Source organism: Granulicella mallensis MP5ACTX8 (assembly GCF_000178955.2).
In the GTDB taxonomy this organism is placed as follows: Bacteria; Acidobacteriota; Terriglobia; order Terriglobales; family Acidobacteriaceae; genus Granulicella; species Granulicella mallensis.
Genome location: NC_016631.1, coordinates 2,023,274 through 2,046,945, shown reverse-complemented (window position 1 = coordinate 2,046,945; position 23,672 = coordinate 2,023,274). Strand labels below are relative to the sequence as shown.

The window sequence follows — 23,672 nt, the reverse complement described above, 5'->3', positions numbered from 1 at the left end:
TCCATCCTTCCAGTTTACTTGCTCCCTACAATCAAGCCATGCATTCTTCCGAGGCTTTCACTCGCACCGAATCCGACCTGCTCCCCGTGCTGGAAGAACTTCGCCGCCACGAACCCATCTTCCACCGTCCGGAGTTCGCTTCGGACAGTGCCGGATTCGAGCAGATGATGGCGCCAGATTATTGGGAGGTCGGAGCCTCCGGCCGCCGCTACAGCCGCGACTTCATCCTCCACACCCTCGAGCAGAACCCACCCGTCGATGCCGACGCCGCAGGCTGGCAGACTTCAGACCACCAGTGCCGCCGCCTCAGCCCGGACACCTACCTCTTCACCTACACCTTGCGGCAGGGCGAGCGCCTCACTCGGCGAGCTACAATTTGGCGAAAATCCCCCGGAGGTTGGCAGATCCTCTATCACCAGGGCACCATCGTTTCCGCCGAAGAGGAGAATGTCGCGCCATCAAAGTCGTGAAACAATAGAGTCGATGCCAGTTTCTGTCCCGGTCGCGGAGAACGCGACCTTCACCACCGCTCCCACACATACTCGCGATATCCGCAAGACGACCCTCCCCAACGGACTGCTCGTACTCACGGAGCGTATGCCGCACTTCCGCTCCGTCTCCATGGGAGTCTGGATCGATAGCGGCTCACGCGACGAAGCCCCAGAAGTCAACGGTATCGCCCACTTCATCGAGCACATGGTGTTCAAGGGTACGACCACCCGTTCCGCCCAGCAGCTCGCCCGCGAGGTCGACTCCATCGGGGGCAACCTTGACGCCTTTACCGGCAAAGAGACTGTTTGCTTCAACATCAAGGTGCTCGACGAGAACGTCCCTGCCGCGCTCGATCTGCTGACCGACCTCGTGCTCCACCCCACCTTCGCGCCCGACGACCTCGCCCGCGAACAGGGCGTCATCCTCGAAGAGATCAAGATGGACGAGGACAACCCCGACTACCTGGTCCACGAGCTCTTCACCCAGAATTTCTGGAAGAACGATGCCCTGGGCCGCCCCATCCTCGGAACGGCGAAGACTGTCTCCAGCTTTACGCAGCAGATCGTCTTCAACGAATACGCCCGCCTCTTCACGCCGCCAAACATGGTCTTCTCCGCGGCCGGCAACCTGGACCATGATGATTTTGTGGCGCAGGTAGCCCAGGCCTTCGGCTCGCTCTCGGCCAGCTCCGGCTCCAAGCTCGTCCGTCCGGCGGCCCCCCAGGCCTTCCCGCACATCACACTGAAGAACAAGAAGTCCCTGGAACAGGTACAGTTCTGCCTCGCCATGCCGTCGCTTGAGGTCTCGCACCCGGATCGGTTCACTGTGCATCTGCTGAACTCGATCCTCGGCGGCGGGGGCATGAGCTCGCGGCTCTTCCAGTCGATCCGCGAAGAGCGCGGCCTGGCCTACTCGATCTACTCGGAGACCAACCCCTTCCGCGACACGGGCTCCCTGGCCGTCTACGCAGGATGCGCCATCGACAAGACCCGCGAGGTTCTCGACCTGACGCTGGCGGAGTTCTCCCGCATGAAGCACGAGCTGGTCAGCGAAGAAGAACTCAAGCGCGTCAAGGACCAGTCCAAGGGCAACATGGTGCTGGGGCTGGAAAGCTCGTCGAGCCGCATGTCGAACCTGGCACGCCAGCAGATGTACTATGGCGAGTTCTTTTCGGTCGAAGACCTCACCGCAGAGGTCGACCGGGTCTCGCGCGAAGACATCCAGCGGCTGGCGCAGCAGCTCTTCCAGCCCGAAAACTTCGCGCTGACATTGCTCGGCAACCTAGGCGGCCTGAAGATCGAGCGCGCCGACCTGACCTGCTAAACCATTGTTCCTGCTTTTCTTTCTGCCATTCTCCTGTGGGAATGGCAGAAAGAAAGCCACCTGCGACACCAAAGATACACGCTGGCTAAACCCTTCCCCCACCCCAAACGTCTATACTCTGAAACGGACAAACTGTGCGCTGAACGACTGCGCCATTTTCGAGGAAGCCATGAACATGCAGATCCGCCGCAATCACGAAGAATCCGGTTTTACCCTGATCGAACTCCTGATCGTCATGTCTATCATCCTCATCCTGGCGACGCTCGCGATTCCAGCCATGCAGAAGACCGTCAAGAAGGCCAACGAAACCTCGGCCATCTCCTCGCTGCGCGACCTCAACGCCCAGGAAGGCACCTACAGCTCGACCTACCCGACCCACGGGTTCTCGTGCACCCTGGCCGCGATGGGCGGCAAGGCGGACGCCGGAGCGCCCACGGCTGAGGCGGCCCAGTTGATCCCTGAAGATCTGGCCACCGGCAACAAGGCGGGCTACACCTTCGCCATCACCAACTGCACCAAGGTAACGGTCAACAATCAGGACCAGTACACCGGATACCAGATCACGGCTGTTCCCAACACCGTCGGCAAGACCGGCGACCGTGGCTTCTGCACCGACGGCAACGAGATCCACTACGACCCCAAGGGCGGCACCAACTGCACCGATCTTCTGCAGTAGTCCTTTGCCGATTCACAACGAAGGCCGTCTTCGGGCGGCCTTTGTCTTTTCCAGCAGCCTGCCAAGACTCTCTCCGGAGCCAAGGCAGGTGTCAGGACTTCGCATGAAAAACCTTCTGCTCCTCTTTGTACTTGCCTCTCCCCTCGCAGCCCAGTCGCCTACGGCCGCTTCTCTCGCCCACCAGGTGGACGCCCACTACAACCACCTGCAATCGCTCCAGGCCCGCTATACCGAGCGTTACCAGGGCATGGGACTGGATCGCACCGAGACCGGCAGCCTGACGCTCCGCAAACCCGGACGCATGCGCTGGTCCTACGACTCGCCCGCCGGCAAGCTCTTTATCCTGGACGGCAAGAACGCCATCTCCTACACGCCCGGCGACGCCCAGGCACAGCGCATCCCGGAAAAACAGCTCGACGACCTGCGCTCGCCGCTGCGCTTTCTGCTCGGCCACACCGAACTGGCCAAGGAACTCGACGGACTGAGCCTGACTGCCGTGAATGGTGGCTATACGCTCTCCGGCACGCCCAAAGGCATGCAGCAACGCGTCCGCTCGCTCGCGCTCACGGTAGATTCGACCGGGACCATCCACACGATGCGCATCGAAGAGACCGACGGGGCTACGACGACCTTTACGTTTACGGACATGCACGAGAACATCCCTACAAAAGACAGCGATTTCATCTTCACGCCGCCTCAGGGCGTCGCGATCATCAACGGTGCCGCACCGATTTAGGCAGCACCGGTATTTGTCTTCCCTGTTTCCTGTTCGCTATTTCCTGTTTCCTGTTCACTGTTACCTGCTTCTCCGTGTACCGTACTTTCATGCGCCTTTGTTCTCTCGCCGCACTCCTGGCCCTTGCTCTGCCGGCAGCCGCACAGTCCACGCCGCACCTTATCCCGATGCCGCGAGTGGTCACCCCCAGGCCGGACCAACCGCTGAACAACGGTGTCACCCTCGTCTGCACAGCGTGCACCGCCGAGGACCAGTTCACCCTCTCCGATCTGCGCATCACTCTCGCCGAGCGCGGCATCCCGGAGACAGGCTCCGGCCTGCGCATTGTGCTGCAGCGCCTCGCCCAGCACCCGGACGCGTCCTTTACCGACGCCATGAAGCCCGAGGGCTACACCATCGTCTCCACCTCCGGCATGCTGACCCTCACCGGAGCGACCGCCGAGGGCGTCTTCTACGCCGCGCAGACGGTCAAGCAGATGATCGAGTCCGCCGGAAACCGCCAGTTCGTCCTCCGCGCTGCCAACATCCGCGACTGGCCTGCCATGAAGTATCGCGGCCTGGACGATGACCTCTCCCGCGGCCCGGTCGATACCCTGGAGTTCCAGAAGAAGATCGTTCGCACGATCGCGGCCTACAAAGAGAATCTCTACTCGCCCTACTTCGAGCACACCCAGCAGTACGCCTCCAATCCCCTGCCCGCGCCTCCTGGAGGCAGCATCACCGCCGACGACGCGCGTGAGCTCGTCGCCTACGCGAAGCAGTATCACGTGATGGTCGTGCCCGAGCAGGAGGCCTTCGGACACCTGCACCATGCCTTGACCTCGGAGGTGTACCAGCAGCTTGCAGAGACGCCCCACGGCGCGGTGCTCGCCCCGGCACAGCCCGGCTCGCTCAAGCTGATCTCTCAGGAGTTCAGCGAACTCGCACAGCTCTACCCCTCGCCCTTCCTGCACGTCGGTGCTGATGAGACACAGGACCTCGGCCTCGGCCAGACCAAGGCGGCAGTGGACCGCGACGGCCTCGGCAAGGTGTATCTCGACTTCATGCAGCAGATCGACATCACCCTGCGCCCGCTCAATCGCCGGCTGCTCTTCTGGGGCGATATCGCCCAGGACTCGCCTGACCTGCTCAAGACCATGCCTGAGAGCTTCAAGCGCGACACCATCGCCATCGGCTGGCAGTACAACCCCAACCCGCACGGCTTCGCCAAGTACCTGAAGCCCTACACCGACGCGGGCATCGAGACCTGGGTCGCTCCCGGCATCAACAACTGGTCGCGCGTCTACCCGAACTACAACCTCGGCCTCGATAACATTCAGCAGTTCACACGCGACGGCCAGCGCATGGGCGCTACCGGCCAGCTCAACACCATCTGGTACGACGATGGCGAGGCCCTGGCCTCCAACAACTGGTACGGCATCCTCTTCGGTGCAGCTGCCGCCTGGCAGCAGGGCGAGAGCTCCATTCCTCAGTTCGAGCAGACCTACGCGCAGGTCTTCCACGGCGACATGACCGGCAAGCTCAACCAGGCGCAGCTTGAGCTGATGGCCGCCCATGAGTTGCTGAAGACAGACGCCAAGGTAAGCGACGCCTCCGATCTGCTCTTCTGGAGCGACCCCTGGGCCAAAGATCAGCAGCAGAATGCGGCCAAGATCCGTCCCTATGTGCACGAGCTTCGTCTGCACGCGGAGAAGACCCTCGAGCTGATCGCCCAGGCCCGCGCCGCAGCCCCGGCGGCGGCTTCGCCCGTCGTCTACACCCCGACGAACCAGCTTCCGTCGAACCCGACCAATCTCCGTGAAACCGACGCCATCGACGCGCTGGAACTCGGCGCTCGGCGCATGGACTTCATCGGGCTCAAGTTTCAACTCGCCGACGAGATCGCACGCGACTACGCACGCGCTCAGATGACCTCGAACTCCAGCGACAGGACGATCAAGCCCTCCGTCAACGCGCTGCTATCGGATATCAACGGCGTCAACGGCCGCATTCAGGACATCAAGGACGGCTACTCGCTGCTGCGCGATCTGTATGCACAAAGCTGGCTGCGGACGAATCGTCCGTACGCGCTACGTCCAGTGCTCGAACACTACGACTACACCATCGCCCTCTGGCTCTCGCGTATGGACAAGGTCCGCACCGCGCAACGCCAATGGTCGGACAATAAAGTACTTCCCAGCGCAACTGAAACAGGCATTCCCGCACCACCCCCGGCATCGACAAACTGACATGACTACCACTACGCTTACTGCCCGCCGTCTTGTAACCGACATTGGTTCGGTCGAATTCCCCGTGATCACCGTCTCCGATGACGGCACCATCACCGATATCAGCTCCGACCCTCGCGCCCTGGCGAACGAGCAGGACACGCTGACCTCGGGCTTCTTCGACGTGCACATCCACGGCGCCATGGGGCATGACGTGATGTACTCCTCGCCCTCGGACCTCAGCGAGGTCCAGCGCTTTCTCGCCAAGCGCGGCGTCGCGCACTATCTGCCGACGACCGTGACCGCCGCGGAGGATGCCACGCTCCGCGCGCTCGAAGCCCTGGCCCAGGCCATTGAATCCGCGCCGCACGACGGCGAAGCGAAACCCGTCGGCATCCATCTCGAAGGCCCGTTTCTTTCGAGCGCCAAGCGCGGCGTGCATCCGACGCAGGAGCTGCAGACCCCAAGCATCGAGCTCTTCGACCGCTTCCAGGCCGCGGCACGCGGGCACATCGTGCTGATGACAATCGCGCCGGAGCTTCCCGGTGCCATCGGTCTGATCGCGCACGCTCATCGGCAGGGCGTAAAGCTCTCGCTGGGCCATACCAATGCGACCGCCGCCGAAGCCATCGCAGGCATCGGAGCCGGAGCCAACAGTGCGACCCACACCTTCAACGCCATGCGCGCGCTCGACCACCGCGAGCCCGGTGTGCTCGGCACCGTGCTCGATCCCCATCCCGATCATCCCGAGATCTTTGCCGAGCTTATCTGCGACGGCATCCACGTCGCGCCCCCCCTGGTGCGGCTCTGGTTGCAGGCCAAGGGGCTTGACCATGCCATCCTCGTCACCGATGCGATGTCCGCAGCGGGTATGCCCGATGGGGACTACACCCTCGGTGGCCTGGCCGTCCGCGTGGCGCATGGCCGTGCCCAGTTGGTCGAGGACATGGCCGCCGGAAAAGAGACGCTGGCCGGCTCAGTGCTGACGCTGGACCGAGCTGTCGCCAACCTGCAGCGGTTCACCAATGCCTCGGTAGGCGATGCGGTTCGGCTTGCATCCCACAACCCCGCAGCCATGCTGGGCAGGCCGGAGCTCACACGGCTCGCTCCGGGATCGTTCGCCAACCTCAATCGCTTCGACGCGAAGAACAACCTCGTCGCCACCTATATTCGCGGACGAGCGATCTAGTCCAACCCAGGGAGAACCCATTTGCCGAACACGATCGCCGCACTTGCGCTTGGCATTCCTTCAACACGGCTCAGTGCCTTCGATCTAACGCTGGTGGCGATCTACCTCATAGGCATCACGCTCTTCGGCCTGCGCTTCCGCGGCAAGTCCGGCGGCGCGAAGTCCGACCGTTCGCTCAAGAGCTACTTCCTCGCCAACAACACGATTCCCTGGTGGGCCATCGCGCTCTCCATCGTGTCGGCCGAGACCTCGACCCTGACCATCATCTCCATCCCCGGCGTCGCCTTCGCCGGGGACTTCGGATTCCTGCAGGTCGTGATCGGCTACATGCTGGGACGCATCGTCGTGGCCGCGCTGTTCCTGCCGCGCTACTTCGCGGGCGAGATGCTCACCGCCTATCAGCTCATCGACCAGCGCTTCGGTCCCGTGCTGCACAAGGTAACGGCGGCGCTCTTCCTGCTGACACGCGCCGCAGCCGAAGGCGTGCGTGTCTTCGCAGTGTCCATCGTCGTCGGCATCGCCATCGGCACCCGCGACATCCTGAGCATCGCCATCATCTCCGCGCTGACGCTGCTCTACACCTTCGAAGGCGGCATGGCAGCGGTCATCTGGACCGACGTCGTGCAGATGGCGATCTACGTCGGCGGCACGCTCGTCGCGCTCCTCACACTGGGCTCGCACGTCAATGGAGGATGGGCTCATATCCATGCCGTGGCCTCAGCCGCAGGCAAATTCCACATGCTCGACTTCAGCATGAACCTTACGAAGAATTACACCTTCTGGGCCGGTGTGCTCGGCGGAACGTTCCTGACGATGGCCTCGCACGGCACAGACCAATTGATGGTGCAGCGCATGCTGGCCGCGCGCAACCTGCGCGAGTCACGCCTGGCCATTCTCAGCTCCGGCGTTGTGATCTTTGCGCAGTTCGCATTCTTTCTGCTAATCGGCGTGGGGCTGTATGTCTTCTACGGCCAGCATCCCGCGACCTTCACCAGCTCCGATCGCATCTTCCCAACCTTCATCGTTCGCGAGATGCCGATCGGCATCGCCGGTCTGCTCGTCGCGGCGATCCTCGCAGCGGCAATGTCGAACCTCTCCGCCGCACTCAACTCTCTGTCGTCAACGACCGTCGTCGATTTCTATATGCACCTGCGCCCGCAGGCCGACGATCGCGAACGAGCGATCATTTCGAAGTCTTCGACAGTGCTGTGGGCACTGGTGCTCTTCGCCATTGCTGTCTATTCGGTTGGCGTCGGAGGCAAGGGACATGTCGTCGAGATCGGCCTCTCCATCGCTTCGGTCGCCTACGGCTGTCTGCTAGGAGTCTTCCTGCTCGGCACACTCACCCGCTTCGCCACAGAGGTCGGAGCGATCATCGGCATGGTCTGCGGCTTCGCGCTGAATCTTTGGCTCTGGCAAGGAGTGTTCCCTGTGCACCTCGGCTCCATCACTATCCCACACGTCGCCTTCACGTGGTACGTCCTCATTGGCGCCCTCGCGACCTTCGCCATCGGCTCCCTCGCCAGCCTCATCTTCCGCAAGCAATCGCAGCAGAGCCGCACGGCTCTAGCCAACGCACTGCCGCTCCTGTTCTTGCCGTTGCTTTTCTTGTTGTCATTCCGAGGCGTAGCCGAGGAACCTGCTGTCCGTCAGGGACCAGCGCCCATGCCGACCGCCACCGCCGACTTCACCCCCCTCTCCACGCTCCTCAACGATGCCATCGCCGCGCATAAACTCCCCGGTGCCGTCGTCGTGGTCGGCCACGGCGGCCACATTGTCTTCAAGCAGGCCTATGGCCTCCGCAAACTCGCCGGAGAGCCCGGCCTCGACGGCACCCCCTCCCCCGCCGAACCCATGACCGAAGACACGATCTTCGACATGGCCTCACTCACCAAGTGCCTCTCCACTGCCACAGCCGTGATGCAGCTCTACGAGCAGGGCAAGCTGCAGTTCGACGATCCCATCCAGAAGTACCTGCCCGCGTTCAACGTCACGAACGACGCCCAGCGCGCGCAGGTAACGATCCGCATGCTGCTCACTCACACCTCCGGCGAGGCTCCCGACGTCAACCAGAAGGACGCCTGGGGACTGGCAGCACCGGACAAAGCCGAAGGCTTCCACCGCGCGCTTACGACGCCACTACAGTCCGCACCGGGCGCGGTCTTTCGCTACTCGGACATCAACTTCATCCTGCTCGGCGACCTCGTCGAGACCCTCAGTGGCGAATCGCTCGATGTCTATGCCCAGGAGCACATCTACAAACCGCTGGAGATGACGGAGACCCGCTACCTCCCTCTCGCAAAGGCCTGCGGCCCGCACCAGGTCATCGGCTCGGCTATCGCATGGCAGCGCACACCGCCGGGGCATATGCTGTTTGCCTGCCCCCAGGGAGACTGGAGCACCTCGCTCCTACCGCGCATCGCCCCCACCGCGCACGATGATGAAGGCAAATCTGATCCTGCTACCAACCCTGACTTCGACCGTCTGCTGCGCGGCTCGGTACATGATCCCAGCACCCGCCGCATGGGGGGTGTCGCTGGCCACGCTGGCGTCTTCTCCACCGCCGCCGACGTCTCGCTCTTCGCCCAGGGCTTACTGGATCGTCTCGCGGGCCGTCCCAGCAACTTCCCGCTGAAGCAATCGACGCTCGAGCTGATGACCACTCCCGAGCAGCCCGGGCACAACGCCCAGCAGCTCACGAAAGCCAATGCGGCTGAGCGTGCAGCTATCGCCGCAGGAATGAAGCCAGCGGCTCCGCTACTGGCACCGATGTATCCAGCCATCAAAGAGCAGGATCTGCGCGGCTACGGCTGGGATATCGACACAGCCTTCTCCAAACCACGCGGCGCGGTCTTCCCCATCGGCAGCTTCGGCCACACCGGCTTCACCGGCACCACTCTCTGGATGGATCCCGGCTCCAACACCTACGTCATTTTGCTGGCAAACGCGATCCATCCACACGGGAATCCGCCGATCTCGAATCTTCGCGGCGAGTTCGCCTCCGCTGCGGCTCAGGCACTGCACCTCTACGAGTCAGGAACCAGCTCGAGCATCTCATCCTCTCGCACTCTCACCGGCATCGACGTTCTCGAGCTACCCCACAACGCCGCGCTGCACGAACTCGCGAGCAGACATCACGGGCAGGCCCGTCTTGGGCTCCTCACCAACCAGACAGGCCTCGACAGTCAGGGACGGAGAACGGTAGATATCCTCCACAGCCCTGACCTCAGCGAAGACAAGATCCACCTCGTCACGCTCTTCTCTCCCGAACATGGCATCTTCGGCAAACAGGACACCACCTCCATCGCCGCCGAAGTTGATCCCGCCACCGGCCTGCATGTCACCAGCCTCTATGGCGCGAAGGACGCAGACCGCCGCCCCTCGCACGAGCAGTTGAAAGACCTCGACGCGGTCGTGATTGACCTGCAGGATGCGGGCGTTCGTTTCTACACCTACGAAGCGGTCACCGGATACTTCCTCGAAGCCGCCGCGCGGGAGAAGAACGAGTTCCATCACGACCTGGAGATCCTCGTGCTCGACCGCCCGAACCTCATCGGCGGCGAACAGGTGCAGGGGCCGATCTCTGATGCGGGTCTTGAGTCCTACACTGATTACATGCCGCTCCCCGTGCGCAATGGCCTTACGCTGGGAGAGCTCGCGCAATACATCAACGGCGAAGCGACCTCGACGCTCGCACACGGCGATGCACTCTTCGCGGAGGCTGACCCCGCCAACCGCACACGTGCCACGCAAGCGCCATCCAGCAAAGGACTCGGCGCACACCTTACCGTGATTCCGATGCAGCACTGGTCACGCGCTGAATTCTTCGACAACACCGGCCTGCCGTGGGTCAATCCCAGCCCCAACCTACGCAGCGTCACCGCCGCGACACTCTATCCGGGGATGGGGCTTCTGGAGACGACCAACGTCTCCGTAGGACGCGGCACGGCAATCCCCTTCGAGCTCTTCGGCGCGGGTGTGCCTGCCAAAGACTCGAAGACTGGTGCACAGAAGCCTGCATGGTTCAAGGCCGCCGATGTAGCTGCAGCTCTCAATGCCCGGAATATCCCCGGCGTGACATTCGCCGCAACGACGACCGCGATCTCCGAAGACACCAACCACTACCCTTTCCACGGCCAGACGATCGAAGCCGTGCGCGCGACTCTCACCGATCGCAAAGTGCTCGATGCTCCCGCAATGGGCATCGAGATTCTCAGCGTGCTGCATCGCCTCTATCCGGAGCAGTTTCAAGTGGAGAAGGCGATGCGCCTCATCGTGAATCGCGCCACCATGGACTCGCTCGAACGTGGCGATGATCCACGCACGATCGCCGCATCGTGGCAGCCCTCGCTCCATGACTTCATGGACCGGCGTGCGGCTTATCTGCTCTATCAATAGATCGAGCCTTCAGCCATTTGCTTTTGTTGTTGCTTGTTTTTCGTCATCCTGAGCCGTAGGCGAAGGCCCCCGCATTGATGCCACCACGAACGCCAGGCGAAACCCGTTAATGTTAGTGCGCTTCTCGTCTGTGCAGCCACGGGCGCAAAGCGAAACGCCTCAGCGCTTGTGGTGCGCTTTGCATACGTGCCACCACAAAATGCGGGGGTCCTTCGCCTACGGCTCAGGATGACGACGAAAAACAAGCAACGACGAAAAACAAACAACAACCTCAGGCTCGACTAGCCAGCAAGCTAAAAACCTTCTGGCTCTCTCCGTCAACTCGCTGTAGGATGGGTCAGCCTTAAACTACATCCACTGCAGGCAGTCAGGCTGAATAAGAACTCCACCTCGAAGGAGACTCCCATGCACGTGATCATCCTCGCACTCCTGATCGGCGTTATCGCCGGACTCCGCGCCTTTACCGCTCCTACCGCCGTAAGCTGGGCTGCACGCTGCGGTCTGCTTCCCCTCGCAGGCACGCACCTGGCTTTCCTTGGCAACCTCATCACGGTCTGCATTCTCACGCTCCTTGCCTTGTTTGAGCTGGTCAATGACAAGCTGCCCAAGACTCCCAGCCGCAAGGCTCCTCCTTCGTTCATCGCGCGTATTGTCTTCGGAGCCTTCTCCGGTGCGGCCATCGGTCTGGGCGTTGGTTCCGTCTGGACCGGCATGGTCTGCGGCGCCATCGGAGCGGTCATCGGAACCCTGGGCGGTGCCGCCGTTCGCGGCGCACTGGCCGCGGCCTTCGGCAAGGATCTCCCAGCGGCGCTGCTGGAAGACGCCGTCGCCATTGTTGGCAGCTATCTCATCGTGACGCACATCTAACGAAACTGAAGAAGCAAAACGACCAACCGCAGGAAGCAGGAAACGATGCAGACGTTCGACGCCATCATCATTGGGGCCGGTCAAGCCGGCCCCTCGCTCGCCAGCCGCCTTACAGAAGCAGGCATGACCGTCGCCTTTGTGGAGCGCAAACTCTTCGGCGGAACCTGCGTCAATACAGGCTGCACCCCGACGAAGGCCATGGTCGCCAGCGCCTACGCAGCCCACACCGCCCGCCGCGCGGCGGAGTATGGTGTCAAGCTCAACGGCCCCGTCGAAATCGATATGAAGGCCGTCATCGCGCGCCGCGAAGCGATCGTCGCGAAGTCACGAAACGGCGTCGAGAACTCCTTGCGCAAGAATCCTCGCTGCACCGTCTTTACCGGCACCGCCAGCTTTGAATCTCGGCACACAGTCAAGGTCGGAGACGACCGTCTCGAAGCCAAACAGATCTTCCTCAACGTCGGCGGACGTGCCACAATCCCCGACTTCCCCGGCATCCACGAAGTTCCCTTCCTCACCAACACCAGCCTGCTCGCTCTGGAGACTCTGCCCAAGCACCTCATCATCGTGGGCGGCAGCTACATCGGCATCGAATTCGGCCAGATGTATCGCCGCTTCGGCAGCGAAGTGACGATCATAGAGAAGGCCTCGCGGCTCGTACAGCACGAAGACGAAGACGTCTCCGCCGCCGTGCTCGACATCCTGCAGGGTGAAGGCATCCATGTCCGGCTCGACGCCGAGTGCATCAGCCTCGTCCCGCACGCCGAAGGAGTCAGCGTAGGCGTGCAATGCAATAGCGACGAGCCGCCATCCATTGGATCGCATGTGCTGCTTGCTGTTGGACGGACACCCAATACGCAGGACCTCGGACTGGACCGCGCCGGCGTAGCCACCGACGAGCGCGGCTACGTCCTCGTCGACGATCAGCTTCGCACCAACGTCGAAGGCATCTATGCCATGGGCGACTGCAACGGCAAGGGGGCCTTCACCCACACGGCCTACAACGACTTCGAGATCGTCGCCGCCAACCTGCTCGACAACGATCCCCGTCGCGTCAGCGACCGTATCCCCTGCTACGCGATGTACATGGACCCGCCACTGGCACGCATCGGCATGAACGAGACGGAGGTTCGCAAGAGCGGCAAGCGCGCTCTCATCGGCACACGGCCGATGACCCGCGTCAATCGCGCCGTCGAGAAGGGCGAGAGCCTCGGCTTCATGAAGGTGCTGGTCGACGCCGAGAGCAAGAAGGTCCTCGGCGCGTCGCTGCTGGGTGTCGGTTGCGACGAAGCCATCCACTGTCTGCTGGACACCATGTACGCGGGCGCTCCCTACTCGACCGTCCAACGCGCGGTACATATTCATCCCACGGTGTCGGAGCTGATTCCAACCTTGCTGGGGAGCTTGAAACCGTTGGATTGAGGCAATCGAACGGCTTCACAGTACAGCGCGAAGCGCCATCCGTGACGCTTTAGCGTCGCGGTGCGGAGGGAGCAGGGGCCTTCAGGCCCCTGAATTCAGAGCTAGCGAGAATGCGGCCTTTAGGCCCGGGCCTTTCGTTTATGCTGCCCACATGAATCGTGCTCCACAGGAAACCCGAACTTACCACGTCACCGCTGTTACAGCTCAACGCCGAAGCCTCTTTCAGGTCACAGCCACGGCTGAACTATTACAACAAACGATCTTTGACTATCGCACTCAGGGCAAATTCCTGCTTCATGCGTTCGTCATCATGCCCGACCACTTTCACATTTTGATCACGCCTGCCCACGACATTTCGCTAGAGAAGGCCGTGCAGTTCATCAAGGGCGGATTCTCTTTTCGTTTGAAGAGCAAATTCGATGTCTGGATGCGAAGTTTTAACGAGAGCCAGATTGTGAACGAAGAAAAGTTCCTGACCTGCGTGAGGTATATCGAAGACAATCCTGTTCACGAGAGGCTCGCGCAGACACCGGAGGCTTATCCTTACACATCCGCAGGGTGTGGCCCGCTGGACCCCATGCCGCTCCACCTCCGGGCCTAAAGGCCACGTTCTTGCCCAGGCCAAATTCAGGGGCCTGAAGGCCCCTGCTCCCTCCGTCTCCGCGACGCTAAGCGTCGCGGATGGCGCTTCGCGCTGTGTTAACGCATGAATCGTTCGCTAATACGGATCCTTCGCCACCGGCGCATAGCTCTCGCCAAACTTATTCTCGTGGTGTCCCATAATGTCGCCGCTGGTCTGCAGGCGAAGCGTTCCCAGCTCGTTATCGTGATCTGTAATTTCAACAGTACGGCTCAACCCATTCAAAAGATCGCGACTGACATTTTCCGCCCAGACGTTCAGACGATAGCTGCCCGGGGGAACATCATGCAGCACCACAGCCCCATCGGGCGTCGATACCCCATAGAAGGGAGTGCTGAGAGAAACCACCACAGCGCCCATCTCAGGGTGGATGTTGCAGAAGATGTAGGAGACGCCTTCCTTGTCGAACTGCACGACGCGGCGCGTGTGAGCTTCGTAGAGGCCGAGATCGAATCGCTTGCCGTCGAACAGCGAAAACACATTATGGAAGAACGGGTCGAGATTGGGAAAGTTGATACTGCTTCCCGTGGGGACCACCAGGATGTGCGGCGTAAACTGCTTGTTCTTCTGCGCCAGCGTGTACACCTGCTTATGCGGCTCGGGAAGATGCTGCAGCTTCTGCAGCGGCGTAAGCCATACGACCACATCGCCCGAGGCAGCATGCATCGGACTCTCATGCCGATGCTGATGCGTCACTTCGACGAGGGCCGTGACCTCCACAACTTCCTGCGCCATCCCGATCGAGACTGCCGCCATCGCGCATAATACAGAAGCGCTCAACCAACGGACATGGATTTTCGCCGCACAAAAGTTCAAAATTGATACCCCACGCTGAGGGTGAAGATATTGGCAATATTCGCAGGTCCCATATAACGCCAGCTCTGGAGACGCCGATATTCAGGCGAGAAGATCAGGGAGCTCTTAGGCCGAAAGACAAGATTGCCGATAACGGAACTGTTGCGCGCACCCACCTGGGCATTGGTTGGGTTCATGAGAATCAGGTTGTCGAAGTTGCTGGTGAAGGTATCGTCAAGACCATAAGCCGCATTGGCCTCGAGCGTCGGGAGAAAGTGAATCTTCAACTGACTCCAGCCGCCGGCGGTCTCCACGCCCTCGCTCTTCGGCAGACCGGTAACAGGGTCTGTGCCAGAAAGCATGTCTTTATAGCCGCCTCCGCCAAGACCACCAAGCGCCCTTCCCCGATAAGCCTCTCCGGTCAGGTCGAACCATTTGTATAGCGGAATCTGCCAATCCCCTGTAACCGCCCAGGAGTGGACATGGATGTCCCCGTCATAGAACTGGCTGGCCGTGTAGGCTCCCACGCCAATCGCAAAGGGTCTGTCGCTGCCCCCCAGGTTCGAGCGATAGGACACACGCCCTTCGACGCCAGGACGGCGAGACGCTTCGCTTGGGGTGTCTAGCTGAGTCGCCGTATACCCGATCGATTGCGGAGAGATCAGCCCCGCTTCCAAAGCAAGGCCGCGCTGGCCCGAGATCGGTACCCGCTGCTCGACACGAAGCTGGGGAGACCACTCCCAAAGATTGCCCGAACCCGATAGTGCAGGCTGGGCGACTGTCGCATAGGATGTCGGCGAAAGGGGTGAGATCAGCGGCTCTGTATATCCGACCTGAACGGTAGTCTTGTCCCAGTCGAGGCCCATCTGCGCATAGCGCAGGCGCACCACGCCAGTGGTCGAGTTGTAGCCATAGGTATTGGAAGAGGAGCCGCCAAAGAAGTCGACACTGAGTGCGGCATAGCTGCGTGCGCCGTTAATCGTGGGTCCGGTTGCCTCTACCCCAATCAGCGACTGCCGCACAGTACCGCCCAGGCTTCCATGAGAGGCCCCCGCAATGCGAGGCATGGCAAGCGTCGGCAGCTGGACGTTGTCGACGACGCCAGCATTCGAAAAGGCATTGAAGAGGGCCAGTCCCGTGACCCGCAAACGATATTTAGAAGCCGTCTCGACCTTGATCTGATCGTGCTGCTTGACCTCGGCCTGCAGGATCCCTACCTGCTCCCGGAGAGCATCAATATCTTCACTCGTCGATCCGCTGCTGCTGACAGCTGGCTGCGGCTGCCCGGTGGCAACGACCGATTCCGGGGTCTTTTCTATGCTTCCTTGAACATTTCCAGGAACACTTTCTGGAACACTTCCAGCAACGGTGCCTTCTGGAGCCGTGCCATGCAGCTTCGTCTGCTCCGCGCGTAAAGCATCCAGTTGTGCACGGAGCCGCTGAATCTCAAGCAGGGATTGCTGCAGGGTTTGCTGCGTCTGCGTAAGTGCATCGGTCACCTCGTTGAGGCGCTTCTCCATATCGGCCAGATGCTGGGCGTTCTCTGCTGCCGGCGTATTGCTGGAAGCAACTGGAGGCGTTGTCGTCTGGGCAAAAAGCCGGCCGCTAAAAGCGGGCAAGAGTAAGCTGGCGAAGAACAGACCTGTCAAAACATAGGGAGCGCGACGTCGCGAACGGGAGACGCAACAGGTCGCAGCTTGGCCCCCTGTCGTTCGGGTCTCCGATGTTCGGTTCATAGACGCTCCCGTTCAAGTTCGTGTCCAGTCTTTGCTTCCGCACCTTCCTGCTCCGCGGTGCGCTCACCCAGATACGATTCCGACTGATTTTGCCCCAGGGCCTGGAGCGCTTTTTTGAACAAGAGAATGCTGAAGATCGTCTTCCCCGGCTCCGATTTTTCTAGCCGAACCTCTCCACCATGTTCCTGAGCGACGTGCTGCGCCACCGTGAGCCCTAGACCGGTACCATTCACTTTACCGGAGCTTACGAAAGGCTGGAAGAGCGTGCCGCGAATGGCTGCAGGAACTCCCTTCCCAGTGTCGCAGATCGCAATGCGAATCTTCTCCGCGTCCTCAGAGAGCGTGATGGTGACGGTCGGAGGCACCGTTCCAGTCTTCGTGGCCTGACAGGCGTTCAGGACAAGATTGTAGAGAGCACGTCCCAGCTTGACACTATCCACCCACGCATCAACAGATTCGAGCTCCGCAATCGTCACCTGAACCGTCCGGCACTCCGGATTCTGACGTACGGAGTGGACCGTGCGCTCCACCAGGTGAGCGATCGACTCATACTGCACATGGAGCACCTGTCCGGTTCGACCGAAGAGCAGCAACGATTCGACAAGGTCGGTCATCCCCTGCACCGCCTCTTTCACCTCAAGGAGCAGTTCAAGACGCTCTTCGTTCCCGGTGCCGTCCAGGCTCATGAACTCGGCGTTCGCATAGATCGCGGAGAGATGATGGCGCAGATCGTGCGAGACCGAACTGGCCATTCTGCCGATCGTGGCAAGGCGATCCGACTCGAGCAGCTCTCGCTGCGTGCGCTTCAACTCCCCGCGCATACGATCGAAGGCCAGCCCCAACTCGCGCACCTCGACGGCGCCCTCTGTACTGAGGCCATAGTTGAAGTCGCCCTGTCCCAGCGCGCGAGCGCCGGCCACGAGCGTCTCCAGCGGACGAGTCACCGTGCGCGAGATGGCCATGGCCAGCAGCACGCCGATCGGCAGCGCAGAGAGGCCCAGCACCAAAATCCACTGGTTGACGCGGCGAAGATACATGCTGGCGCGGTCGTAGGACTTGAGCACCACGAGCTGGGCATGGATGCTCCCAGCTACCGTGAGCGCCGACGCCGACGCCACATAGGCCTCGCGTTGCAGTTGGATCTTTTGCGGAGTCGCGTTTGTTGCATCGAGCGTCTGGCTGCGCAGTTGAAGATCGGATAGCCGGTCAGCAGGCAGCGTCGTCGCCAGGACATTGCCGTCGACGATAAAGGCAACATCGGCTGAGGCGACCTCGCTCACCTGGCGGGCTACCGCATGATCGATGGCATAGCCGATGATGACGTAACCCAGTTGGGAGCCGTTTGCCGGAGGCCCAAAATAAACCGGCTGGATGGAAAGCTCATAGAGGCTCTGCCCGAAGGCGACCATGCAGGTCTCTTCGGCGTCCACCATGCAGGACTGCACACCGCTCTCGACCAGCATGTCGTCAAGCGCGGCACCACGGTTCAAATGGGTAAAGAGCTTGCCCGCTGGTGAGGCAAGTGCGAAGAAATCGCTGCCGCTGGTGGTCCAGAACTCGCCGCTGCCGTCCTGGATGGTGCGCGCATCCTGGGTCGACATCGTCGACTTGAGATAAGGCAGGTCGGCAAGCAGGGCCGCTTCGCGCGTTAGCATCTCATTGCGCTGGCTGGCGGTATTGCGAAACGTACTGAGAGAGTGGTCGAGATCCGAATCCAGGCCCCTGCGGATCTCCTGCTCCACACTGACCCGGATGATCAGCAGACACGTCGCCGTAAGCCCGAGGGAGACCGCCAGGAGCGAGACCATCAAGGTCGTACGCATGCGCCACTGTTTCATTCCTTCACGATCTCTTCGAGCATCTCCGGAACCACCCTACGCCTGCGGCACAAACTTATAGCCGAACCCGTGCACGGTCCGAAAGTGAACCGGATTCGCCGGATCTGCTTCAAGCTTCTGGCGCAGCTTCAAGATCTGGTTGTCTACAGTGCGCGTCGTAAGGTGGAAGTTCAAACCCCAGACACCGCTCAACAGTTCATCGCGGGCGATCGCACGTCCGGGGTTGTCGAGGAAGAAGCGCAGCAGCTTGAACTCGTGGGCAGTGAGCGGCACCAGGGAGCCAGCCTTGTAGACCTCCATCTTGAGAAAGTCGACCGTGACATTCCCAAAGTTGAGCGGCGGTTCCTGGACTGTCCTGCGTGTGCGCCGCATCGCGGCCTGCACACGGGCGAGCAGCTCTCGCGGACTGAAAGGCTTGGTTACGTAGTCATCGGCGCCGGTTTCCAGCAAAAGCACCTTGTCGGCGACTTCACTGATCGCGCTCAGGATGATGACTGGAGTGTCCGGTGACCAGGCCTTGATCTCCTTGCAGACCTCGCGGCCGGAGAGGCCCGGCAACATCAGGTCGAGCACGACGGTCGCAGGCCGCATGTTCTTGCACGCGGTAAGACCGGCGGGCCCTTCGCCCTCGATGTGGACTTCGTAACCTTCTGCGGTGAACTGTCTTTTCAGGGCTCGCTGGATACGCGGATCATCTTCGATGACAAGAATCAGACTCATACACTTCCTCAGTTATTCCCGTGAACACAAGGAGCGTGTGACAACTTCTTCTCCTAGTGTTCACCATCATAGGGCTTTCTTCAAAAAGATTTCACTCAAACACAAAGAGACGACATTGAGGCTAACAAGCAGAAACAACAGCATCTATCGACCAAATCCGTCTACATATTGCTGCCAGCGGATGGACTCCCGCAGATAGCGCAGTCCCTCCACAAGATGAAAGCGCAGCCGAACCAAGGTGAATAACGCTTGCCTGCGATACCGCACGAGGCGCGCCAGCAGAGTCTCATTCGCCGAGCCAAGCTCTTTGGCCGGCGGCAACCGACTGGGTAGCAGCGCCTGGCGCAGCGTCCGCTTGGCCGTCAGGCCTGCGCGCTCCAGTTCCTTTTGCAGCAGCAGATAGAGCTTTCCTGGACGGCTGGCAACGGCGGAGTGACGACCATATCTTTCGACCCACAACCGTATCCGGACCGGCAGCCGGTCGACCGTCCATGAGGTAAGCTCGTCCGGCGCAAAGTCACCCATCATGTGCGAGGTCAGCAGCGTAATGATGCCCAATCCGACAGAGGCCCGCAGATTGCCTTCGGCGAGCTTCCGTAGCTCCTGCCAGAAGGCCGCATCGTGATACCGCGCCTGAACGTGCCGCCGAAACTCAATCAGGTGGGCAGAGCGCCAGAACTCTTCGCAAACATGCTTGTACAGATGCAGCCCCTGTCCCAGGAAGAGGTCGACCGGATGGAGGACCGGCATACAGACATCGTGAAAGCAGAGCTTCTCCGTGCGGGCCAAGAGAGAATCCGGCCCAAGGTCATCCGCCTCCAGATGCAGCTCCACGGAGCGATGCGGCGTGGACTTGTAGAGGCTCTCCAGCGAGATCTCGCCGGGATCACTCGTTTTGAACTCCCAGCTCCTGCCACTGATGGCTTTCAGACGAAACCCTCTGGCTTCAAGAATCCGCCGCGCCTCAGCGGCGCACCGTGCGGAGATCAGGAAGTCCAGATCCAGCTGCGAGCGCAGCTCCGGCTTGGGCACGGAGACCGGCCACAAGGAAAACCCCTTCAGCGCCGCATAGGAAAGACCGGCGTTCTGGAAGCTGAGATGGATCGCGTTCGATTCGGCGATCATGCCGCCGGTGCGCTCCGTATTGTCCAGCAGATTCTGCTGCAACCGCGCCAGCACCTCCGGGGGAAGCATCTCGCACCGCCCCAATTCCGTGAGGCGATCGAGAAAGTACAGGGCCGTTCCGCTGGTATCCAGCCATGTCAGCAGAGACCGCCACTCTCGGCCGGAAAGCTTCTGCAGCCGCTCGCACTCCGCAGGCATGGGGTCACAGAAGGTCAGCAGAACGGCTTCGCGCAGTTGCTGTGCCCGGCTAAGGGGATAGCCTTCAGAATTTGTGTGCAAGCGCTGCATAGACTCAATCCGATCCTATGCAGCCTTTGGCTCGGGGTTGTCATAACGCTGTAAGGCGATTGTCACCACTTTGTCGCGGGGCGAAGCTCCCCCTATACCTTCGGATGCAGGCTCTCGATCTTCTCGATCGCCCACGCCACCAGCGCCGCATTGGCCGCATCCGTCTTCTGCATCGTCCGCAGCGTCTCCAGCGACTCTGTATCCCCTTGCCAGGCCACGATCCGGATCGCCCGCTCACGGACCACCGGCTTCTCGCTGCCAAGGGCCTTCCGCACGTCCGGCAACACGGCTTGTCCGGCCTGCACCAGCATCCACTCCGTGCGATCCGCCATCTGGCTATCGCTCGACCCCAAAGCCTCAATAGCCGGTTGCGCGTCCGCTCCGATCCTGTCCCACAGCTTGAACCCGGCCACCATGCCGTCAAACTGCGTAGAACCCTCTCCCGGCTGGAAGGCCAGCGCCTCCAGGGCCTGGAGGCCTCCTGGCATCTTCAGCAGGGAGATCGCCTGCACCATCTTCATCTGGCTGCGGAAATGGCCCGTAATGTCCTCGGTCTCCGCCGGTGTCAGCTGCGGGTGGCCGCGCCGTTCATAGTCCTCTCCCAGCTTCAGAGAGGCCTTCATCTCCACCTGCATCTGCGCCGGAATGGCCTTGAGCGCCACCTCGGGCTGATGCTGTGCCAGCGCCAGGGCCGCCGCTCCACGCACGGCCGGAGTCTCATTCGACAGCAGCGGCAGCAGTGCCGCTGCGCTTACATCGCCGGGAGCACGTGCCAGAGCCATCAACGTCTCCTGCAGCACACGCGGGTCTTTGTCCTGCAACAGCGGGATCAATGCGCTCGCGGGCGCGTGGAGTATTCCCAGGGCCCATACGGCATTCGCCCGGACATCCGAATGCTCCGACCGCAGCGCTTCAGCAAACACCGACACCATCGCCTGCGGTCGTGCCGTCACCAGCGCCAGCGCCGCCGCCCGCGAAACAGGGTCATCGGCATCTAGCAGCCAGTGCGCAAACTTCTCCTGGAGAGGAAAGCCGCGATACTTCGACAGCGCCAGAATGGCCTTCGCTCGCGACAGGCTCTCACCGGAGTTCGCCTGGACCTCCAGCGCACTGATCTTCCGCTCCACCGGACGCCCCACTGCGTCCGCGCCCAACCGTGGGTAGTCCACGTTGATGCCGTCCACGCCCGCGGCCACGGCAGCTTTCATGGCCGCCAGATCCAGTTGATGATCGTTCTCAGAGAAGTTCACTACAACGGCTTTACCCTCGCGATGAGCCGCCTTCACCTGCTCCACCGTCACTCCAGGCTGCACCCACGTCGTCCCTGCGCCTGCGTCCGTCGCCGCCGGATAGAGCTGCTTTACATCCGACCACTCGCCGTTGAACTGCACACGCTCCAGCATGCCTTCGCGCTGCAGCAACTCCAGGACATCCGCGCCCATGCCCTTCGTCTTCATATCCACGATCAGACGAATGTCCATCTTGCGCGCCAGGTTCAGCGCATCCTCAAACCTGGCGATTCGCAATCCGGTAAACCGGTCGCCCATCCATCCGCCGAGATCGCGCAGCTGCAGATCGCCGGAATAAGTCTGCTCCGTTTCGCCGATGCCATCCGTCAGCCGCTCCAGAATGCCATCGTGGTTCAACACCAGCTCTCCATCCAGCGTGCGCCGCACATCGAGCTCCACTACGTTGCAGCCCAGCAGTGCCGCCTGTTCCAGCGACTCCAGCGTGTTCTCCGGCACATCCTGGTTCGCCGTGCGATGGCACAGAAGCTGCACACCCGGCTGCAAGGCATTGGCCCTTACAGCAGCCGCGCACATCATCACAAGAAACACGGCACAGACTCGTTTCATCCCTCTACCCCGATCCCTTCAAACGAACCAGCTTCAATCTGCGGTTGCGTCGGCACGCGGCGATCCATAGGCCCGATCAGTAACCAGAACAGCATCGCCACCGCAAAGGCCAATCCCGCGATCCCCATCAACACATGCGGATATCCAAATCGAACGAATAAAATTCCCGCTCCTGCCATCGTTCCCGAGGAGACCACGGCGTTGCAGAACAATGCCCCCGAAGACGCCGTGCTGCGTTCTTCGTCCGGCAACTTGCTCATCAACAGGTTGTACAGCCCCGGAGCACTCATACACTGCAACGCGGAGAAGCCAAGATAAAGACCCATCGCTGCCTGACTATCGTGGGTGGCCGCCAGGCATGCCAGCGTCACGGCTGTAGCCATCTGGGTCACAACGATTCCGGGAACCATCCCCAACCGGCGATACAACACGGGCGTCAACAGTCCAACAACAAGCTGCAACACCTGCGCTACGGAAAAGATCAGCCCTATACGCGACATCGGGACATGTAGATTCTTCGATAAATACACGTTGGCAAACGGCGTGAACGCCACCAGCACCGCCGTCCATAAAGCCAACGCCGGCAGGTAGCGCAGCAGAAAAGGATGCGGCATCCAGCGCTTCGGTTTCTGGCCCTGAGACTCCTCCTGCAGAATCGCAGGCATCTCCAGGCGCAGCACCGCCACCAACCCGATCGCGGCAATAGCACAAGAGGCCAGCAGGATGATCCGTTTCACCTCGACCGGCTGCAACACCAGCCCGGCCATCTTCAGCCACTGCTGCAAGTATCCGCACACGATACCGCCCAACATAACCACACCGGTGTTTACGGAAAAGAAGCTGAAAGCCGAGGCGCGATTGTCCTCTGTCGTAAGCCGTGCCACCGCCGGCAAAAAGCACACGCCCCACAGGCACATCGCCACCCCGCTCAGAAAGGCCAGGACAAGCTGCGCGTGCTCCTGCACAATCACCACACGCAAAGCGCAAAGCACGGTGGAAGCAATAAAGCAGACGATCATCAGCGGTCGAATCCCGATCTTCCGCGCCAACACTCCCGCGGGCAGCGTTCCCATCACATGGCCAAGCGTCGCGGCGCCGCCGATCAATCCCATCGCCCGCTCGTTAAAGTGAAAGTCCAGCAGGTAAAGATTGAAGAGGAAGATGTAGATCGAAAATCCAAAATCAAAGAAGAAGGCGGCCGCAAAAAAGATCCAGAAGCCCCGGCTCAGCTTCTTCTCCCGCAACCACGCGGCAGGGCTCCTCCAGAAAGGAGTTCCCTTCCCGGCTCCAGCCTGGCTCAGTAACAGTTCCACAATCGTCCCCCCCGGACCAGCCGCTGCATCACAAGAAGCACGGCACAGACT

General features: G+C 61.2%; 17 protein-coding genes. 10 read left to right on the top strand and 7 right to left on the bottom strand.

Annotation, left to right across the window (positions count from 1 at the left end; genetic code table 11):
• Positions 1-38: 38 nt before the first annotated feature.
• From ACIX8_RS08665 to ACIX8_RS08620, 10 genes are all read left to right on the top strand, one after another.
• Positions 39-470: a nuclear transport factor 2 family protein gene (locus tag ACIX8_RS08665; protein ID WP_014264962.1), complete on the top strand. Its 432-nt coding sequence runs from the start codon at positions 39-41 to the stop codon at positions 468-470.
• 13 nt (positions 471-483) lie between these two features.
• Entirely contained in the window at positions 484-1,815 is a 1,332-nt protein-coding gene (locus ACIX8_RS08660; protein ID WP_014264961.1) for a M16 family metallopeptidase, read from the top strand.
• A gap of 169 nt (positions 1,816-1,984) precedes the next feature.
• The gene (locus ACIX8_RS08655) at positions 1,985-2,491 is read left to right on the top strand and encodes a type IV pilin protein (protein WP_150110539.1); all 507 of its coding nucleotides are present in this window, start codon (positions 1,985-1,987) and stop codon (positions 2,489-2,491) included.
• A 103-nt stretch (positions 2,492-2,594) separates the two neighbouring features.
• Complete coding sequence (locus ACIX8_RS08650; protein ID WP_014264959.1) at positions 2,595-3,227, top strand: LolA family protein; 633 nt, start codon at positions 2,595-2,597, stop codon at positions 3,225-3,227.
• 89 nt (positions 3,228-3,316) lie between these two features.
• Positions 3,317-5,455, top strand: coding sequence for a glycoside hydrolase family 20 zincin-like fold domain-containing protein (locus ACIX8_RS08645; protein ID WP_014264958.1), 2,139 nt, complete (start codon positions 3,317-3,319; stop codon positions 5,453-5,455).
• A 1-nt stretch (position 5,456) separates the two neighbouring features.
• Entirely contained in the window at positions 5,457-6,623 is a 1,167-nt protein-coding gene (gene nagA, locus ACIX8_RS08640) for an N-acetylglucosamine-6-phosphate deacetylase (protein WP_014264957.1), read from the top strand.
• A 21-nt stretch (positions 6,624-6,644) separates the two neighbouring features.
• On the top strand, positions 6,645-11,021 hold the full coding sequence (locus tag ACIX8_RS08635; RefSeq protein WP_014264956.1) for a sodium:solute symporter family transporter: 4,377 nt from the start codon (positions 6,645-6,647) through the stop codon (positions 11,019-11,021).
• Positions 11,022-11,426: 405 nt separating this feature from the next.
• On the top strand, positions 11,427-11,888 hold the full coding sequence (locus ACIX8_RS08630; RefSeq protein WP_014264955.1) for a DUF4126 family protein: 462 nt from the start codon (positions 11,427-11,429) through the stop codon (positions 11,886-11,888).
• A gap of 45 nt (positions 11,889-11,933) precedes the next feature.
• On the top strand, positions 11,934-13,310 hold the full coding sequence (locus ACIX8_RS08625) for an FAD-containing oxidoreductase (protein ID WP_014264954.1): 1,377 nt from the start codon (positions 11,934-11,936) through the stop codon (positions 13,308-13,310).
• A 151-nt stretch (positions 13,311-13,461) separates the two neighbouring features.
• Positions 13,462-13,911 (top strand): REP-associated tyrosine transposase, encoded by a 450-nt coding sequence (locus ACIX8_RS08620; RefSeq protein WP_014264953.1) that lies wholly within the window; start codon positions 13,462-13,464, stop codon positions 13,909-13,911.
• Between the two features lie 117 nt (positions 13,912-14,028).
• Here ACIX8_RS08620 and ACIX8_RS08615 read toward each other — a convergent pair whose 3' ends face one another.
• From ACIX8_RS08615 to ACIX8_RS08585, 7 genes are all read right to left on the bottom strand, one after another.
• Positions 14,029-14,706 carry a cupredoxin domain-containing protein gene (locus ACIX8_RS08615; protein WP_014264952.1) on the bottom strand — a complete coding sequence of 226 codons (678 nt, stop codon included), beginning with the start codon at positions 14,704-14,706 and terminating at the stop codon, positions 14,029-14,031.
• Between the two features lie 56 nt (positions 14,707-14,762).
• Positions 14,763-16,364, bottom strand: coding sequence for a hypothetical protein (locus ACIX8_RS08610; protein ID WP_150110538.1), 1,602 nt, complete (start codon positions 16,362-16,364; stop codon positions 14,763-14,765).
• Positions 16,365-16,477: 113 nt separating this feature from the next.
• Positions 16,478-18,319, bottom strand: a complete 1,842-nt coding sequence (locus ACIX8_RS08605) for an ATP-binding protein (protein WP_150110537.1) — start codon at positions 18,317-18,319, stop codon at positions 16,478-16,480.
• Positions 18,320-18,355: 36 nt separating this feature from the next.
• Positions 18,356-19,039: a response regulator transcription factor gene (locus ACIX8_RS08600; protein ID WP_014264949.1), complete on the bottom strand. Its 684-nt coding sequence runs from the start codon at positions 19,037-19,039 to the stop codon at positions 18,356-18,358.
• Between the two features lie 144 nt (positions 19,040-19,183).
• Positions 19,184-20,452: a nucleotidyltransferase family protein gene (locus ACIX8_RS08595; protein WP_014264948.1), complete on the bottom strand. Its 1,269-nt coding sequence runs from the start codon at positions 20,450-20,452 to the stop codon at positions 19,184-19,186.
• 92 nt (positions 20,453-20,544) lie between these two features.
• Positions 20,545-22,308 carry a glycerophosphodiester phosphodiesterase family protein gene (locus ACIX8_RS08590; RefSeq protein ID WP_014264947.1) on the bottom strand — a complete coding sequence of 588 codons (1,764 nt, stop codon included), beginning with the start codon at positions 22,306-22,308 and terminating at the stop codon, positions 20,545-20,547.
• The gene (locus ACIX8_RS08585) at positions 22,305-23,621 is read right to left on the bottom strand and encodes an MFS transporter (protein ID WP_014264946.1); all 1,317 of its coding nucleotides are present in this window, start codon (positions 23,619-23,621) and stop codon (positions 22,305-22,307) included. Before ACIX8_RS08585 ends, ACIX8_RS08590 begins: the two co-directional genes overlap by 4 nt.
• Positions 23,622-23,672: the final 51 nt, after the last annotated feature.

What these genes read in the sequence shown, in the direction of transcription:
- ACIX8_RS08665 (WP_014264962.1), top strand. Translation starts at nt 39, where the DNA reads ATGCATTCTTCCGAGGCTTTCACTCGCACCGAATCCGACCTGCTCCCC.
- ACIX8_RS08660 (WP_014264961.1), top strand. Translation starts at nt 484, where the DNA reads ATGCCAGTTTCTGTCCCGGTCGCGGAGAACGCGACCTTCACCACCGCT.
- ACIX8_RS08655 (WP_150110539.1), top strand. Translation starts at nt 1,985, where the DNA reads ATGAACATGCAGATCCGCCGCAATCACGAAGAATCCGGTTTTACCCTG.
- ACIX8_RS08650 (WP_014264959.1), top strand. Translation starts at nt 2,595, where the DNA reads ATGAAAAACCTTCTGCTCCTCTTTGTACTTGCCTCTCCCCTCGCAGCC.
- ACIX8_RS08645 (WP_014264958.1), top strand. Translation starts at nt 3,317, where the DNA reads ATGCGCCTTTGTTCTCTCGCCGCACTCCTGGCCCTTGCTCTGCCGGCA.
- nagA (WP_014264957.1), top strand. Translation starts at nt 5,457, where the DNA reads ATGACTACCACTACGCTTACTGCCCGCCGTCTTGTAACCGACATTGGT.
- ACIX8_RS08630 (WP_014264955.1), top strand. Translation starts at nt 11,427, where the DNA reads ATGCACGTGATCATCCTCGCACTCCTGATCGGCGTTATCGCCGGACTC.
- ACIX8_RS08625 (WP_014264954.1), top strand. Translation starts at nt 11,934, where the DNA reads ATGCAGACGTTCGACGCCATCATCATTGGGGCCGGTCAAGCCGGCCCC.
- ACIX8_RS08620 (WP_014264953.1), top strand. Translation starts at nt 13,462, where the DNA reads ATGAATCGTGCTCCACAGGAAACCCGAACTTACCACGTCACCGCTGTT.
- ACIX8_RS08615 (WP_014264952.1), bottom strand. Translation starts at nt 14,706, where the DNA reads ATGGCGGCAGTCTCGATCGGGATGGCGCAGGAAGTTGTGGAGGTCACG.
- ACIX8_RS08605 (WP_150110537.1), bottom strand. Translation starts at nt 18,319, where the DNA reads ATGAAACAGTGGCGCATGCGTACGACCTTGATGGTCTCGCTCCTGGCG.
- ACIX8_RS08600 (WP_014264949.1), bottom strand. Translation starts at nt 19,039, where the DNA reads ATGAGTCTGATTCTTGTCATCGAAGATGATCCGCGTATCCAGCGAGCC.
- ACIX8_RS08595 (WP_014264948.1), bottom strand. Translation starts at nt 20,452, where the DNA reads ATGCAGCGCTTGCACACAAATTCTGAAGGCTATCCCCTTAGCCGGGCA.
- ACIX8_RS08590 (WP_014264947.1), bottom strand. Translation starts at nt 22,308, where the DNA reads ATGAAACGAGTCTGTGCCGTGTTTCTTGTGATGATGTGCGCGGCTGCT.